The sequence below is a fragment of the Lutimonas halocynthiae genome (assembly GCF_030409835.1).
Classification (GTDB): domain Bacteria; phylum Bacteroidota; class Bacteroidia; order Flavobacteriales; family Flavobacteriaceae; genus Lutimonas; species Lutimonas halocynthiae.
Genome location: NZ_JAUFQO010000016.1, coordinates 191177 through 207014, shown reverse-complemented (window position 1 = coordinate 207014; position 15838 = coordinate 191177). Strand labels below are relative to the sequence as shown.

Genomic DNA, 15838 nt, shown 5'->3' with positions numbered 1-15838 from the left:
CACTTTTTAGGGTGTGAGCAGATTCATTACTTTGACTTTTTTATATTCAAATGAAAATCAGGATCGAATTGATCTGGATTCTTCCCTTTAATATCCTTAAAGAAATCATGAAAATAGTTGAAGTCTTCTTGCATATTATCTGTTAGATAATAAGGATCATTCACATAAACTTGTTTGTTTCCAAAATCAAGAGTGGCCATAACTATAGGTACGTTAGCGCCTTTAGCCACGTGATAAAAACCCGTTTTCCAGGTTGAAACTTTCTTTCTTGTGCCTTCTGGAGAGATCGCAAAAACAAATTTTTCATTCGAATCGTATACATCAATAAGCGCTTGAACCATGTTCTTACTCTTGGTTCGGTCTACAGGCGTTCCTCCCAATGCCTTAAAGAAAAATCCAAAAGGTGGTTTGAACAATGATTTTTTACCAATAAAGTTGATCATTACCCCTTGTGAAAATCGAGCCAATATGGCCAAGGGAAAATCCCAATTTGAAGTATGTGGCCCTGCGATCACCAAATATTTATTGAGATCCTTTGGAAATCCATTTACCACTTTCCAACCTAAAACATTGAAAAGAATGAACTTAGAAATACTTTGCATAGCAATAATTTAGGAGATTTTTTTTTTGTAATATCGTAATTAATTCCAATATACTTGATTCTATGAAATATTTTCTACTCTACTTCGTGTTAATCACCTGTATTTCATCAGGTTATTCTCAAAAACACAAAACAATTTCAGGGCCGGTATTTCAAGAATTCGGTTATGTATTTCCTATTGAAGATGCTGACCTCTTATTAGACAAAGACAAAAAGTATAAAGTTATTTTTGATGTCTATTCTGATGAAAAAAAATCAAGTCAAATGAATCCATTGATTAATACCGTAGCACGATTTATGAACATGCATGCTCAAAATGGTGTGAAAGAAGACAATATGGATATCGTACTTGTATTGCATGGCGTAGCCACAAAAAACGCATTAAACGAAGCTGTCTTTAAAAAAGAGTTTAAGAACGAACACCCTAATTATAAACTCCTTGCAGCCTTAGCTGCTAAAAAAGTAAAAATATATGTCTGTGCACAGTCTTTGCAAAGTAAAGGATATGATGCCAGTGATATTTCTGAGCATGTTGGTATTTCCTTATCAGCTTTAACCGCACTTGTGAAATACCAATCAGAAGGATATCAAATTATTAATTTCAATTAAACTAATATGTCAAATTCTATGCTTATTGTAATTGTGTTGATCATCATCATTACAGCCGTGGTGCTAACTTATGTGATCAGCAAATTAAAATTTGAGAAAAACATATCTACGCTTGATGAAAGAATCTCTTCTTTAAATTTTGAAAAGGATGAAAAAGAAAAGGAAAATCACAAGCTCGAAACTCAAATAGAAGTACTTAGAACCTCAGTTCATGAGCATCAAATGGAGCTGGTTAAGAAGGATTCAGCTTTAGATCATTCGGCCGAAAAGTTGAAAGAGCAAGCTGATGAAGTATCAAAGTTACAAGAAAAATTCTCAAAGGATTTTGAAATTCTGGCCAACAAAATTCTAGAAGACAAATCAAATAAGTTTACGGAGAAGAACAAAGAGAATATGGAATTGATATTAAATCCTTTACAGGAAAAAATTCAATCCTTCGAAAAGAAAGTTGAAGATACGCACAAAGAAAGTATAGAAAAACAATCTGCTTTGCGTCAACAGATTTTAGGGCTCAAAGAGCTCAATGAGCAAATGAGCAAAGATGCCGTGAACCTTACTAAAGCCTTAAAGGGAGATTCAAAGAAACAAGGTGACTGGGGTGAATTGCAGTTGGAAACCATACTTGAAAAAGCAGGGCTTCAAAAAGATGTACACTTTTCTACTCAAGACGGATATAGAGATGAAGAAGAAAAATTAAAGAAGCCCGATCTTATCATTAATTTGCCTGATAACAAGCATTTGATTATTGATTCAAAAGTGTCTCTAACTGGTTATGAGCGTTTCTTTAGTGCGGAAAATGATCTTGATGAAAAATCAGGACTCAAAAATCATGTGCAGAGTATTCAAAAACATATTAAAGAACTGGGTACAAAGAACTATTCAGACTTATATGGGATCAACAGCCCAGATTATGTGATCATGTTTGTACCCATAGAACCGGCCCTGATGATCGCCTTACAGCAAGATCAGGATCTTTATTTACAGGCATTAGACAAAAATGTGGTGATGGTGTCAACCTCTACTCTGCTGGCAACATTAACAACTGTGGCGTCCATTTGGAAGCAGGAAGATCAAAAACGAAATGTTATTGAAATAGCAAGACAAGCCGGAGCACTATATGACAAATTTGAAGGTCTTGTGCAGGATTTGATCAAAGTTGGAAAACAACTTAATGCGTCTCAGGAAGGATACAAATCAGCAATGAACAAGCTAACTGAAGGAAAAGGGAATCTTATCAGTCGGGTTGAAAATTTAAAAACACTGGGGGCTAAAACAAAAAAAGCCTTACCTCCAAATTTACTTGAAAGGGCCGGCGAAGAATAGATTTTATTTTTTTTAGTAAGCTTAACAGCATTATCACGACACATAGTGAAATAGATTTTTGATGCAAAAAATTTTGTTTCTTATGGGTTTCTCAATCCTTTATAGTATTCATGTTGATGCACAAACCTGCTGCTCAGGAGGTATTCCTTTATCCAATAGTATTGGTTTACCTATCGAGAGTCAAGGAGCTTGGCAACTTAGCCTTAGCTATGATTATAATCGATTAAATACGCTTCTAAGCGGAAGTGATCAGATAGACGACGATTCACGACTTCGTATAACACAATCCTTATTATTCAACAGCGGATACACCATTACCAATGATCTTTCTGTGGAACTTTTACTTACTTATATCAATCAAAAAAGAGAAATTGATCAATTTGGTAATATAAACATTGACGAAACCTATGGCATTGGAGATGCTGTATTATTATTTAAATATAATTTTAATGACTTACTTGGTGGAAGTAACACCCTCAGACTTGGCTTAGGGCCTAAGATCCCGCTAGGAGCAACGGATAAAACCAATGACAATGGAATTCTGCTGAATCCTGACCTGCAGCCCGGCTCGGGTGCCTGGGATCTCATATTGTGGTCTACCTATTTGCAAAGTTTTGATTTCAGACCTTCTGGTACGTTCTCCGGTTCATTGATTTACCGATATACCGGAACAAATAATAATTATTTCAATAATAATACGACCTATCGCTTTGGTTCTGAATTTCAGGCCTTTTTAAATTATACAGATCAATTTCTGGTATCAAAAACGCTTTTAGACCCAGGATTAGGTGTAAAATACAGACAAACCAGTGAAGACGAAATTGGAGGCGCTTCATTAGAAAACACAGGAGGAAAATGGGTGAACCTGGTTCCCAGTTTGAATATACATTTAAGTAAAAGTCTGCTTTTTATTAGTAAGGCAGAGATTCCATTATATAATTATGTTGAAGGTACCCAATTAACACCCACGTTCAGAATTACCGCAGGAATTTTCCTAACCTTAACTAAGAAGGATAAAAATGATTTCCAAAATTTAAATAATCAATTATGAAATATGTAAATATTACTTTAGCCCTTTGTTTGATGTTATTTATTTCTTGTTCAGGCGATAGTAGTGACATACCAAATAGCCAACAAAGTGTAATTCGAGAAAACCCTGTAGAACCAAATGTCTGGTTGATCGACCCTAATTTCATTATTGATGCAGGGCCAGGAATAGACGGCATCCCCGCACTGATTAATCCGGAAACAATTATGGCAGATCAAATCACTTATCTAGCGGATGATGACCTGGTAATTGGCATTTCTAATGGAACCAATCAAATTGCTATTCCACATAGGATTCTTGACTGGCATGAAATTGTCAATATGGATAATTTTGGTACTACAATGGCTGTAGTTTATTGCCCCTTAACCGGAACGGGTATTGGTTGGAATACAAAGATCAATAACGAGACTACTACTTTTGGCGTTTCAGGATTGCTCTATAAAAACAACATTGTACCCTATGATAGAGCCACAGGCAGTAATTGGTCACAACTGAGCGGTCAATGTGTCAACGGAGAATTGATAGGTAGTACTCCGGAAACTACGGTACTAACTGAATTAACATGGGGCCTATGGAAAAAATTATATCCTTCATCAAGGGTTGTCAGCACCAATACAGGTCATGCCCGCCAGTATCAAAATTATCCCTATGGCAGTTATAAAACAGATAATGAGAGATTTATTTACCCAATTGATCCATTAATAAATAACATTCCTGCAAAAGAGCGTGTATATGTCATTAACTCTGGAAATAAAGCCAAAGTATATCAATTTAAAAGCTTCGGGAATGGAAAAATTATAAAAGACCAGTTTGAAGGAAAAGACTATGTCTTAATTGGTAATTCTCAATTTATTGTTTCATTTGAGCTTGACGAGAACACAATTAATTTTGATTTCACTTATGATTTTAACGATGGTGAGGTGATCATGACAGATGATCAGAATAATCAGTGGGACCTCTTTGGCCAAGCACTATCAGGCCCGAATAAAAGTCAATTCTTAAAAACATCGCATTCTGGAATGATGTCCTATTATTTTTCAGTTGAATCCTTTTATCCTGATTCGGTCTTTTATGAATAAAAGATAATTTTGTGAACTGCAGATTAAAAAATATATTTGGTAAAAAAAGATGGCAGTAATTGATGTTTCAACTTATGAACCGAGTATGGCTTTTAGGAGTAAGCATCTCAATACCATTTATAGAACTCTTTTTCATAGAATTAATGTCAATTTTGAAAGAAAAAGAATGGAAACCAGCGATGGTGACTTTATGGACATCGACTTTTCCAAAACAGGATCTTCAAAATTGATGGTGATCATACATGGTCTCGAAGGAAGTTCAAGTTCAAAATATGTGACGGCATTGAGCCATATTTCCAATAAACAAGGATATGATGTGGCAGCCATCAACCTTAGAGGTTGCAGCGGTGAAGCTAATCGTAATTTATATTCTTATCATAGCGGTAAAACAGATGATCTTGCAGAAATACTTGCTTTTTTAGATCATTCAGAAAACTATGAGTCTTACTGCCTGGTTGGTTATTCTCTAGGAGGCAATTTATTGCTTAAATACCTGGGAGAAGAAAGAAACGACTATTCTACTAAACTAAAGGCCGGAATTGGTGTTTCAGTGCCTTGTGATCTTAAGGGTTCGTCTGAAAGCATTGCCAAATTTTGGAATATGGTCTATATGCAAAGGTTTCTTATTTCTCTGAAAAAGAAAACGCTCATCAAAATTGGGCAGTTCCCAGAAATGGGCTTAGATAAACAAGCCATCTTAAATTCGAAAAATTTTCTGGATTTTGACAATTATTTTACGGCACCGGTGAATGGTTTTTTGGATGCTGAAGATTATTGGAAAAAGAACAGTTGTAAACAGTTCTTAGATGGCATAAAAATTCCCAGCTTATTGATCACTTCTGTAGATGATCCGTTTTTATCAGCGTCTTGTATTCCTTTGCAGGAAGCGAAGGAAAACAAATACTTTCATCTGGAAGTCACTAATTACGGTGGTCATGTAGGTTATAATTCAAATTTTGAGAATGGATCTGGCTTTTGGCTGGAAAGGCGTATTATCGATTATTTCGAAACACTTGCCTAGGGTTTAAGCATAGCGCTTTAAATAACACTTTTTGTTCATTTTTTTTACTCATCCCTCTTTTATTTCCATTAAGGAATTCGTGATGTGCTTCGCAGTTGCCTCTCCAAAAAAAAAGAACCAAACCCGCCTGCCGGCGAGGCAGGAAAAAGGAGACTTTTACGAAGGTGTTTTTTATGCTTAGTCATACTCGAAAATAGGTGCTACTTATCTATTTCACGCATAAAAATCTTTTGAAAAGGGTTAAATTTCCTCCAAGCCTGCCTGCCGGCAGGCAGGGCTTCAAAAATTTTTAACGCCCTTTTCATCCTACACTGACGTAAAAGATTAGATCTAATTAATAATTCTATAAAGGAGGGAAATTTATAGTTTCGAAATTCCTTGTTCGATATTGGATATTCAAAAGTCACAAATCACCAATTCGTACCTCGCCGGCCGGGTTCAATCTCATTTTTACATTTTGCGTTTATAATAGAAGTTCTATTGCATAATGTGCGTTCGATTTGCATCATTTAATCCTTGATTTCCTGCTTTTCATTTGCCTATATTTGTAGCAAATTTGTTTTTGAAATTGAAAAAGTCAATCTTCATCATTTTATTTATCTGCCACTTGGCCAACGGCCAGGCTTTTAGAAGTTTCTCAAATGAATTTCTAAATCTTGGTGTTGACGCTGCTGCCTTTGGCATGGGTAAAGCGGTTATTGCCTCTAGTGGTGATGTTAATTCAATCTATTGGAATCCTGCTGGTCTGACTAAAGTTGATGATATTCAAGGAGCCCTAATGCATGCTGAATATTTTCAGGGCATCGGAAAATATGACTATGCAGCCTTCGCGAAACCCATTAATGACGAGAGTACCTTTGCCATTGCCTTTATTAGATTCGGTGTTGATGATATTTTAAATACAACTGAATTAATTGATAGTCAAGGCAACATCAACTATGACAATATCAGTCTATTCTCTGCAGCTGATTATGCTTTTAACGTGGCATATGCCAGACGTTTACCAGTTCAAGGACTGGATATAGGAATTAATTCAAAAATCGTACATCGAAAAATTGGAGATTTTGCCTCTTCCTGGGGATTTGGCCTGGATGCTGCCTTGCAATTTGAAACGGAAAGTGAATGGAAGTTCGGTTTGATGGTCAGAGATATCACAACAACATTTAATGCCTGGAGTATTGATGAAGAAGAGTTTAATAAAATCCAAAATGCCATTCCAGGAGAAAACCAAGAAGCACCAGAATCACTCGAATTAACAAAACCGAAAGTACAATTTGGTGTTGCGAAAACATTTGTTGCTTTCCGCGATTTTAGCATTCTGACTGAGATTGACCTAAATATGCGGTTTTCAGAAACCAATGATATCTTATCGACTTCTTTCTTAAGTATCGACCCGGGTGTAGGCCTCCAATTTGATTATTTAAAAATGGTTTATTTACGCCTGGGTGTTAATAATTTTCAATACTTCACTGAATTCGATGGCGCGAAATCAACTTCCCTAGAACCCAACTTTGGAGTCGGATTCAGATATAAAGGCATACAGATCGATTATGCATTGGCTAATATTGGTGCTGCCAGTGGGACTTTGTATTCGAATGTTTTTTCTGTTAAGGTTGATATTGGGTATTTTAGATAACCTTGACGGCGAGGCGTCAGGTTATTATGTTTTCTGTTCTTTTGTCTTGATGGACAATTATTGAGTCCTACTCAATTGGTGTCCATAAGAATATTTTTTATTCATTTTTTTGCTGCTCCAAAAAAAGAATCAAAAAAAGGAGCTTTCTTTTACGAAGGTGTTTTTTACGCTTTTCTATCGAACGCATAAAAATCGTTTGAAAAGCCTTGAATTTTCTCCAAGGCTTCAAAAATTCTTAACAGACTTTTCTAACTACACTGCCGTAAAAGAATCGATTCAATTAATGTTTTAGATTCAAAGAATATTATTTAGAGAGCTTTGAGGAACGATAGTTCCACGACCACAAATAGACATACCGCACATAAAGAGCAATAATAAATGGGATCAAAGAGAAATGAAAAACCTGTACGTTAAAGATCCATAAGAGAACCATAATGTCAAGTAATATCAATAAGGTAACCATATAATACTTACTAAGCTTAGGATTTTTATGTTGTACAAAAGCAAAAATGAGATTTGGAGCGAAGGCCCATAATATATTGAAGTTGTTAGCGGTGGCTGAATGATCTGTGGCAAACCATAATAATAAAAGAATGATACCTACAACACCGGTAATAGAAAACAAGACAGTGTCAAGGATTTTAGTCCTAGTATTATTTTTATAATCTTTATAAGTAATCCAAATGATCAATAGGGCAACAATTGAGAAAAGAATGATTGGGGTAAAGCCGCCTTGTTTAGATTCTTGTGGATAGCTTAGAAGAATTTCTTCGGTTCGTTTGACGATTGGCGCTAACACTCCATTTTTCTTGATTTCAATGCTTGTAAAGGCTTCTAAAACATAATCAGGTAAGAACATGTACTCCTTAGAAGAAGCTTTCCTGTCAATATCAGCTCCTAAAGCCAGGTCTATACCGAAATCGGCCCAGGGTTGATGCCCCATGTATAATTCAATAAGATCTCGATGGCTATAATCAGCTTGATCGAAATCACTTTTAAAAACCAAATCTTCCCCGATAGCATCTTCTAAAACATCATACAATTTAGTGGAGCAATTATCATAAAAAAAGTCATATTGATAAGACCGGTTTTCAGGTTTGGCATTTTCTTCTAAATAATCATATACTTTTTGAACTTGTACCGGATCTAAATCAAGAACCTGACCAACCACCCATCTGTTTTCTCGATGATATCCCTTTAAAAAGTCCCCAAAATTATAAGCACTTAATTGGTATAGTAATTTACCCTGAGCAAACTTTGTGTAGAAGTTTGGCGTATTAAAATTAAAAGTCCCGTAATTATAAACCCTGTCAATTTTATTCTCTAAATCTAGTATTCTGAAGGCACTATGCCCAAAACTTGCATATAATTCATTAGTTCCTGGTCCGCAAGTGATAACACTAACCTCGGCCGTTGTAGATAATTGTATCTGTTGAGCGAAGCAGTTACTTGCTGTAATTATAATTAATAAAAAAAGTATTCTTTTCAAAATTGATATTTCATTTAGATCGTAAATATAGTTTACAAGTTTAATTTCATTAACTTTTTAGCATAAAAATTTAAACATACATCGCTTAAATCAAACTTTAATTTAATTTTAATCATTTTTTTTGCTTCTCCAAAAAAAACGATTCAAAAAAAAGGAGACTTTTACGAGGTGTGTTTTTTAAGCTTTTCTATCAAACGCATAAAAAAGGTTTGAAAAGCCTTAATTTTTTTACAGGGATTCAAAAATTATTAACAGGCTTTTCAAACTACACTGACGTAAAAGATTTGATTTAATTAATGTTTTATTCTTCAAAGAGAGTTATTTAGTTTTGAAGCGACCTATTTAAATTTTCGTTGCATCCTGATCATTTTTAGTTAGCTGAATGAGTAGCCTTAAACGAAGGGGCTTAGGCTACGGTGGAGTAAGATGTACAGAAAAATAAAATAAGTCTTGATTTCCAGCCCGCCGGCAGATAAGTTTCAATCTGTTGTATCAAAACAGATAAACAAGTTAATCGATTCTTGATAAAGGCATAAAAAAAGAGGTAAATTTCACATTACCTCTTTTTTTTATATTAATTACAACTTCAATGCAGTTTTTGTTTCAAAGCAAAATTAACTGATTTTTAAAGTCTTGACTTTAACTTGAGGCTGGTCTAGTTTCTCAAATTCAGAATTATTCGAAAGGTATTCTGGAACTATGCCCTTAATTTTCTTAACGATTTCAACGTGTTCCAGATTTAAATCTGAGATCAAAGCATCAATCTTCAGTTTGATTTGATCCACATGCATGTTCTCAGTTTTTGCGATCATGATCTTTTCATTATACGTAGGAATAGTATTCTCTTCATTTGACAATAACTCCTCATATAACTTCTCTCCTGGCCTCAAACCTGTAATTTTTATGTCAATTTCTTCAGGAAATTTCTTACCACTTAAATGAATCATTTTCTTAGCCAGATCGTAAATTTTAACCGATTCTCCCATATCAAAAACGTAAATCTCTCCTCCATTCCCCATAACACCAGCTTCTAAAACCAGCTGGCAAGCCTCAGGGATTGTCATGAAAAATCTTGTGATATCCCTATGTGTAACGGTAAGTGGCCCACCGTTTTCAATTTGTCTCTTAAACAAAGGAATAACAGATCCGTTAGAGCCCAGTACATTTCCAAACCTAGTTGTGACAAACTTTGTCTTACCTTGGGTATTCAAGCAATTTGCATAAATCTCTGCTACTCGTTTTGTAGCACCCATCACATTAGTTGGATTCACAGCCTTGTCAGTAGACACCATGATGAATTTCTGTACCTTATATGAAATGGCCATCTTCATTAACAAACTACTACCAAAAACATTAACTCTAACCGCCTCATATGGATTATTTTCCATAAGCGGCACATGCTTATATGCTGCTGCATGAAAAATCATGTCAACTTGATAATTATCAAAAACAGTTTTTAATCGATCCTCATTTCGAATATCTGCTAATTCCACAGAAAAATTCTCAACTTCCTTTCTTTTAAAACTCTGTTGCAGATCATATAATGCTGATTCTGCCTGGTCCAACAAAATCAAATGCTTATAATCATATTTTCGAACCTGATTGGCAATTTCACTACCAATAGACCCTGCAGCTCCAGTAATCAATACAACTTTATTATCCAACTCTTTTCTAAGCACAGGATTGTTAATTTTAATAGGACTTCGATCCAATAGATCTTCAATTTTGACCTCCTTGATCTGCCCCACATTTAGCTCCCCATCAATCCATTGCTTCACGGGAGGAACCATCTTAATGGTCACTGGCAGACTGGTAAAGGCATCTACCCTGCCAAATAGTTCAAAGGGTTTAATATTTTGAATAGAAACGATTACCTCTTCAATATCATGTTTTTTAATAAATTTTTCATCAATAATTCTAGGGTCATAAATTCGAATTCTATTAAATTGTTTCCCTATTTTTAGTTGGGCATCATCTAAAAAACCAACCACTTTATACTTACTACTCACACTATTGCTTAATGTTGTATAAGTTAATAGGCCAGAATCACCAGCTCCGTAAATCAAAACATTTTTAGGTTTCTTATAATTTGAAGCGATTCTGTCAAATAAATATTTAAAAATAAAGCGACTTGCAATTAGAATAACAATATTTAACAGATAGTGAATTGATATAATAGAGAGTGGTATAGAATATAACAACCCAACTCCATACCCTCTGGTAATCAAAGCTATTGAAAACAAGATGGCTGCTACTGCAGTGGAGGCCCAAAACACATTAATAGCATCCTTGGTGCCAGTATGCCTTACAATTCCTTTAAATGAACCTACAATTAAAAAGCCTAAAATTGATGCCAAGCCGACTAAAGGCAATTGCTGAAGAAAGTCATGTGATCCGAACTGTAAAGAAAAATTAAATCGAATCAGATAGGCAAAAAAGAAAGCCTGCATGCTTAAGGAAAGATCTATCAAGAAAACAATCCAACGTGATGTATAAGTAGCGTTGCTAAATAATGATTTGGTCATGGGGGTTATAAGCTATTGTAAAATACTTAACAAATATACATAAGAATTTTCATTCATTGAATGTTGGTAGTTATATAAATCATTGAAAATGGTGAGTTGTTCAGACCATTTTTAACAAGGTTAATGCTGCTTTGATTCTATGAATCAAAAAAAATCCCACTTCAGTGGGATTCAGTTTTTTTCTTATGTTGTAATATTCATAAGGACAGCAAATCTTTGACAATCCTCTCTGCTGTATTCCCATCCCATAAATAAGGAATCTCACCAGCTTTCCAGTCTCCCTTATGCAGTTTTTCCATATATGGTGCCACATTATCTGGATTGGTTCCAACAAGCTCATTGGTCCCAATAGTAATAGTTTCTGGTCTTTCAGTATTATCACGCAATGTCATACAAGGAACTTTCATGACTGTTGTCTCTTCAGTAATGCCGCCTGAGTCAGTTATCATAGCGAAGCTATGCTGCACTAAATAATTGAATTCCAAATACCCCAAAGGCTCAATCATATGTAAATTCTCCGCCTCAATACCAATACCTTTTAACATTTTTGCTGTACGTGGATGTACAGGAAATATAATGGGCATTCCTTTGGATCCTTTTGCAATCTCATCAATTAACTTTTTTAATTGAGCTTCTTGGTCCACATTAGCAGGACGGTGCAGTGTCATTACGAAATAAGCCTTTTCAGATAACTGATTTTCATCCCATGCCTCTGGTTTGATAAACCTGGGCATATTCTTTAGTAAGGTATCGATCATAGTATTACCAACATAACGAATCTTAGATTCATCATGTCCGAGTTTTCTTAAGTTCTCATTTGCCACTTCACTGGTTGTATAAAATATATCAGTAATGGAATCAGTTACCATACGATTGATCTCTTCAGGCATAGTTATATCGTTAGATCGAATACCTCCTTCTACGTGGATCACACCAATATTGAGTTTTTTAGCTGCGATGCTACAAGCCATGGTCGAAGTCACATCTCCTACACACAACATCCAGTTACATGACTCCTTTAACAAAAGAGCTTCATAACGTTCCATGATCCGGCCTGTTTGTTCAGCCTGAGTGCCTGAGCCAACTTCTAAATTTACGTCTGGTTCCGGAATTCCTAACTGTTCAAAGAAATTACCCGACATTTTTTTATCATAATGTTGACCCGTATGGATCAATCTATATTGAATTTTATCTGATACTTTTTCTAATGCCTCTATAATAGGAGCAATTTTCATAAAGTTGGGACGGGCTCCAGCAATGATATCTAGTTTCATTTGTTTAAGTTTTAAGGACTAAGGACTAAGTTAAAAATTAATGTTTACGATGTTGCATATAACTCATAAACAAATATGTAAAAATTATTTTAATGAGTTATAAAAACGAGTTAACAAATCGATTATTATCTTTTGCAGCAAATGTTATTAAGTATTCGAGAAATTTACCTAAAAGTCCTGAGTTCAAAATAATTAAATACCAGCTAATAAAAAGTGTAACTTCAGTAGGAGCAAATTATAGAGAATCTCAATCTGCCTCTTCCTTAGCTGATTTTAGAAGCAAAGTATACATTTCATTGAAGGAAATATCGGAAACCACATATTGGCTAGAAATCATCTCATCGCTTTTAGAAATAGAAAGTGGACATAATGATCTAAACTCTCTCCTCATCGAATCAAGAGAATTGGAAAAAATACTAGGAAGTATCATTCAAAAAACCAAAATTTCAAAATCTTAGTCCTTAATACTTAGTCCTTAATACTTCTTTAATTATCCCTACTACCCTCCTAAGATCTTCCAAAGAAAGATTCGACCCACTAGGCAAACAAAGCCCTCGATTAAAAAGGTCTTCTGACGTTCCGTCAGTATACGCTGGGAATTCTTCAAATACAGGCTGTAAATGCATAGGCTTCCATAATGGTCGCGACTCAATATTTTCTTTTTCTAAGACGAGTCTGATTCTTTCTCTCGTCTCAAAACTATCTGTTAAGATTGTGGTCAACCACCTATTAGAGAAAAAGCCATCAGGTTCTTCAACAAAAGAAATAGTTGGGATATCTCCCAGCTCCTTCTTATAAAACTCAAAGTTCTTTCTCCGAGCCGCTACTCGATCATCTAGTACTTCAATTTGCCCTCTGCCAATTCCGGCCACAATATTACTCATTCTATAATTATAACCAATTTGAGAGTGTTGATAATGCGGCGCCTCGTCACGAGCCTGCGTTGCCAAAAATGTAGCTTTTTTACAATAATCTGGATTATTTGACACTAATGCTCCACCACCAGACGTGGTAATAATCTTATTACCGTTAAAAGAAAAAACACCTAGTTCGCCAAATCCTCCCATGGGTCTACCCTTATAAGATGCCCCAATAGCTTCTGCAGCATCTTCTATAATTGGGATTTTATATTTATTGGCAATTCCTATCAACTCATCCATTTTTGAGGGCATGCCATATAAATGAACTAAGATGATTGCTTTTGGTGTTTTTCCTTTAGCTATTCTATCTTGAATAGCTTGCTCCAATAATTCTGGACTCATATTCCAAGTGTCTTTTTCAGAATCTATCAGAACCGGAATGGCTTTTTGATACCGTATAGGATTAATCGTTGCTGAGAAAGTAAAACTAGAGACTAAAACTTCATCATCAGCCTCTACTCCTAGCAAAATCAAAGCCAAATGAATAGCAGAGGTGCCTGAAGTCAAAGCTGAGCATGATTTAACTTGAGAATAAGCGCATATATCGGCTTCCAACCCATTCACATTTGGGCCCAAAGGCGCTACCCAATTAGTATCAAAGGCTTCTTTTATGTATTTCTGTTCTTCACCTGTTAAGTGAGGCGAAGAGAGCCATATTTTTTCTTTCATATTTTTCGATTTCAACAAATTAATCTAGATCGTCAACCTTCAATTCACTTATATCATTAATCCAAAATGTAGGTAAATATTTCTGTTTAAAATTTTCAGGGACTTGTGAATGAATATTAGCACCTTTTATATCTCTTACTCCAACAGTTTTCCATGCCAAACTATTAGGAGATATGAAATCTTTTCTCAAATTATCCCCAATATAAAAATATAATGAATTTGGATATTTAATTTGAAAATGTTCATAATTTGCTAGATGCGGTTTTTCGTGTCCAAACTCTTCAGAAATAACAATTTCACTGAATATTTTCTGGATACCCAAAGCTCTTAACTTATTTCGTTGAGTAATACTTCTACCATCCGTAATCAGCCCTAAAATAAAGCCTTCAGATAGCAATTGAAACAAGAAATCTTTAACTTCTCTTCTCAAACTAATATTTGGAAAATGATATCTATAAATATTCAATAAATACTCAATATTTAATTTTTTATTCTTGTGACTTGATAAAATATTTTCAAACACATTATTACCCTTTTGATATATAGAAAATAAATGATCGAAATCCATTTCTATATTAAAGTCTATTTTCAATCTTAGAATTATTTCTTTGTACGCCGAAACAAGAAAATCGATTTCTTTATACAATGTATCATCTAGATCAAATACGATGACTTTATTCTTCATAGTCATGAACTAGTATTTCATCATCATAACGCAGCATGAGTAAGTTTTTTTCCCATTCATCAAAATATTTAACACTATTTCCAAGCAAGTATTCTTCAATAATCCATTTTGGAAAATTTGCCCCAGCTAAATAAGAAAGTGGATATCCACCCCCAAATCTTGGGTTAATTTCTATCCCAATAATTTTTTTTAAATTCTCATTAAAAAAAAATTGTACAGTTAAGCAACCTCTTGCTCCCTTTATAGTCTGCAAATGGTTTTTAATAAATGGCACTAACTCATTCTTTTCGGTTTTTCCTTTATTTACCTCTCCATCTCGAACTTCTATTCGTTTTCTAGGAACTACGCATTTTAAATTATCCTTTTTATCATAATACAAATCACATGTATACTCCCAATATAATTCTTGGTCTAAGTACTCCAAAAACATAAACTTGTCATTTGAAAAATGATAATCGGTAAGATCTTCTTGCGTTTCAATGTAATAAATATCTACACTTCTACTACCATCACTTGGTTTTATAAAAAGCGGAAATTCTAATTTGTCTTTTGGATATTCCTTTGCTACCTGAACTCCTTTGGATTCAAAAAAATCATGAATCATTCTTTTATCTCTGCATTTCTTAACAAATGATGAATCAGATATAACTGCATCTATTCCATTTTCTCTTAGTTTAGAAATATTATCAGCTAATATCTGAAGTTCTGTATCAATGGTTGGTATTATTAAACCAATATTATACCTTTTACATTCTTCAATTAAAATATTTAAATAATCTTTAGAATCCAATAGTGGTACTCTAAACCAAGCATCAGCAACTAAGCAAGCCGCAGAAGAATTTGGGTTGGCGTCTGCAGCATAAATCTTTATATTTTTATTTATTTTATTCGCTTCCTTAATAAAAGACCTAATTAGCGAAACACGCCTTCCTGCAGAACTTATTAATATATTTTTCATC

Annotated in this window: 14 protein-coding genes; 7 read left to right on the top strand and 7 right to left on the bottom strand. The window is 34.5% G+C overall.

Annotation, left to right across the window (positions count from 1 at the left end; translation table 11 throughout):
- Positions 1-26: 26 nt before the first annotated feature.
- Entirely contained in the window at positions 27-602 is a 576-nt protein-coding gene (locus tag QWY87_RS13920) for a 1-acyl-sn-glycerol-3-phosphate acyltransferase (protein ID WP_290292269.1), read from the bottom strand.
- Positions 603-664: 62 nt separating this feature from the next.
- Between QWY87_RS13920 and QWY87_RS13915 the strand changes: the two genes are divergently transcribed.
- The 6 genes from QWY87_RS13915 (at position 665) to QWY87_RS13890 (ending at position 7317) form a co-directional block, all read left to right on the top strand.
- On the top strand, positions 665-1210 hold the full coding sequence (locus QWY87_RS13915) for a DsrE family protein (RefSeq protein WP_290292267.1): 546 nt from the start codon (positions 665-667) through the stop codon (positions 1208-1210).
- Between the two features lie 6 nt (positions 1211-1216).
- The gene (locus QWY87_RS13910; RefSeq protein ID WP_290292265.1) at positions 1217-2533 is read left to right on the top strand and encodes a DNA recombination protein RmuC; all 1317 of its coding nucleotides are present in this window, start codon (positions 1217-1219) and stop codon (positions 2531-2533) included.
- A gap of 61 nt (positions 2534-2594) precedes the next feature.
- Positions 2595-3584: a hypothetical protein gene (locus tag QWY87_RS13905; RefSeq protein ID WP_290292262.1), complete on the top strand. Its 990-nt coding sequence runs from the start codon at positions 2595-2597 to the stop codon at positions 3582-3584.
- Positions 3581-4660: a DUF3179 domain-containing protein gene (locus QWY87_RS13900; protein WP_290292258.1), complete on the top strand. Its 1080-nt coding sequence runs from the start codon at positions 3581-3583 to the stop codon at positions 4658-4660. The genes QWY87_RS13905 and QWY87_RS13900 overlap by 4 nt, the downstream gene beginning before the upstream one ends.
- Positions 4661-4709: 49 nt before the next feature.
- Positions 4710-5681 carry a YheT family hydrolase gene (locus QWY87_RS13895; protein WP_290292255.1) on the top strand — a complete coding sequence of 324 codons (972 nt, stop codon included), beginning with the start codon at positions 4710-4712 and terminating at the stop codon, positions 5679-5681.
- A 568-nt stretch (positions 5682-6249) separates the two neighbouring features.
- A complete protein-coding gene (locus QWY87_RS13890) occupies positions 6250-7317 on the top strand; it encodes a putative type IX sorting system protein PorV2 (RefSeq protein WP_290292253.1) in 1068 nt (355 codons plus the stop codon).
- 304 nt (positions 7318-7621) lie between these two features.
- On the opposite strand, the gene QWY87_RS13885 is transcribed toward QWY87_RS13890, so the two are convergent.
- The 3 genes from QWY87_RS13885 to wecB all read right to left on the bottom strand — a co-directional run bounded on the left by QWY87_RS13885 (position 7622) and on the right by wecB (position 12605).
- A complete protein-coding gene (locus QWY87_RS13885; protein WP_290292252.1) occupies positions 7622-8806 on the bottom strand; it encodes a lipoprotein N-acyltransferase Lnb domain-containing protein in 1185 nt (394 codons plus the stop codon).
- A 614-nt stretch (positions 8807-9420) separates the two neighbouring features.
- Positions 9421-11331, bottom strand: a complete 1911-nt coding sequence (locus QWY87_RS13880; protein WP_290292250.1) for a polysaccharide biosynthesis protein — start codon at positions 11329-11331, stop codon at positions 9421-9423.
- A gap of 197 nt (positions 11332-11528) precedes the next feature.
- Complete coding sequence (gene wecB / locus QWY87_RS13875; protein ID WP_290292248.1) at positions 11529-12605, bottom strand: non-hydrolyzing UDP-N-acetylglucosamine 2-epimerase; 1077 nt, start codon at positions 12603-12605, stop codon at positions 11529-11531.
- Positions 12606-12697: 92 nt separating this feature from the next.
- On the opposite strand from wecB, the gene QWY87_RS13870 reads away from it, so the two are divergent.
- Positions 12698-13063 (top strand): four helix bundle protein, encoded by a 366-nt coding sequence (locus QWY87_RS13870; RefSeq protein ID WP_290292247.1) that lies wholly within the window; start codon positions 12698-12700, stop codon positions 13061-13063.
- Between the two features lie 3 nt (positions 13064-13066).
- Here the strand turns inward: QWY87_RS13870 and QWY87_RS13865 are convergent, their stop codons facing one another.
- From QWY87_RS13865 to QWY87_RS13855, 3 genes are read right to left on the bottom strand one after another with little or no spacing between them, the layout of a single operon-like run.
- Entirely contained in the window at positions 13067-14194 is a 1128-nt protein-coding gene (locus QWY87_RS13865; RefSeq protein WP_290292244.1) for a DegT/DnrJ/EryC1/StrS family aminotransferase, read from the bottom strand.
- A gap of 19 nt (positions 14195-14213) precedes the next feature.
- Positions 14214-14879, bottom strand: coding sequence for an HAD family hydrolase (locus QWY87_RS13860; RefSeq protein ID WP_290292241.1), 666 nt, complete (start codon positions 14877-14879; stop codon positions 14214-14216).
- Positions 14869-15837 carry an ATP-grasp domain-containing protein gene (locus QWY87_RS13855; RefSeq protein WP_290292239.1) on the bottom strand — a complete coding sequence of 323 codons (969 nt, stop codon included), beginning with the start codon at positions 15835-15837 and terminating at the stop codon, positions 14869-14871. The genes QWY87_RS13860 and QWY87_RS13855 overlap by 11 nt, the downstream gene beginning before the upstream one ends.
- Between the last annotated feature and the right edge of the window lies 1 nt (position 15838).